The sequence below is a fragment of the Streptomyces sp. NPDC008079 genome (assembly GCF_042957385.1).
GTDB lineage: Bacteria > Actinomycetota > Actinomycetes > Streptomycetales > Streptomycetaceae > Actinacidiphila.
In genome coordinates this window covers 1-1,408 of sequence record NZ_JBIBIC010000046.1, presented here as the reverse complement: position 1 = coordinate 1,408, position 1,408 = coordinate 1, and the positions used below count along the sequence as shown (strand labels likewise).

At 58.2% G+C, this 1,408-nt stretch carries 2 rRNA genes; both read right to left on the bottom strand.

Annotated elements, in window-relative coordinates:
- Positions 1 to 916, bottom strand: a 23S ribosomal RNA gene (locus ACFZAM_RS37150); the annotation flags it as partial.
- Between the two features lie 316 nt (positions 917 to 1,232).
- Positions 1,233 to 1,408: ribosomal RNA gene (locus tag ACFZAM_RS37145) — 16S ribosomal RNA — on the bottom strand; the annotation flags it as partial.

Below are 1,408 nucleotides of genomic sequence, written 5' to 3'. Positions count from 1 at the left end.
GGAGAACCAGCTATCACGGAGTTTGATTGGCCTTTCACCCCTAACCACAGGTCATCCCCCAGGTTTTCAACCCTGGTGGGTTCGGTCCTCCACGAAGTCTTACCTCCGCTTCAACCTGCCCATGGCTAGATCACTCCGCTTCGGGTCTTGAGCGCGCTACTATACCGCCCTATTCGGACTCGCTTTCGCTACGGCTTCCCCACACGGGTTAACCTCGCAACACACCGCAAACTCGCAGGCTCATTCTTCAAAAGGCACGCAGTCACGAGATGCAGCAAGCTGCATCCGACGCTCCCACGGCTTGTAGGCACACGGTTTCAGGTACTATTTCACTCCCCTCCCGGGGTACTTTTCACCATTCCCTCACGGTACTATCCGCTATCGGTCACCAGGGAATATTTAGGCTTAGCGGGTGGTCCCGCCAGATTCACACGGGATTTCTCGGGCCCCGTGCTACTTGGGTGTCTCTCAAACGAGCCGCTGACGTTTCGACTACGGGGGTCTTACCCTCTACGCCGGACCTTTCGCATGTCCTTCGCCTACATCAACGGTTTCTGACTCGTCTCACAGCCGGCAGACTGTGAAAGAGAGATCCCACAACCCCGCATACGCAACCCCTGCCGGGTCTCACACGTATACGGTTTGGCCTCATCCAGTTTCGCTCGCCACTACTCCCGGAATCACGGTTGTTTTCTCTTCCTGCGGGTACTGAGATGTTTCACTTCCCCGCGTTCCCTCCACTTGCCCTATGTGTTCAGGCAAGGGTGACAGCCCATGACGACTGCCGGGTTTCCCCATTCGGAAACCCCCGGATCAAAGCCTGGTTGACGACTCCCCGGGGACTATCGTGGCCTCCCACGTCCTTCATCGGTTCCTGGTGCCAAGGCATCCACCGTGCGCCCTTAAAAACTTGGCCACAGATGCTCGCGTCCACTGTTCAGTTCTCAAGCAACGACCAGTCACCCATCACCCCGCACCGAAGCACGAGTTCACTGGGGCCGGCACCTGAAGGCAGCCTGACCGGCCGTACCCTCAGACACCCAACAGCGTGCCCGGCACGATCAGTTGACCAGATCAGCGTTCCACGCCCCGAAGGGCAGTACTAGCGCCTGATCCATCCTGGATCGTGCCGAATAATCAACGTTCCACCCATGAGCAACCAGCATCAGACATTCGCCGATGTACTGGCCTCTGACCTCGTCCCGAAGGACTCGGTGAGAAGTGCTCCTTAGAAAGGAGGTGATCCAGCCGCACCTTCCGGTACGGCTACCTTGTTACGACTTCGTCCCAATCGCCAGTCCCACCTTCGACAGCTCCCTCCCACAAGGGGTTGGGCCACCGGCTTCGGGTGTTACCGACTTTCGTGACGTGACGGGCGGTGTGTACAAGGCCCGGGAACGTATTCACC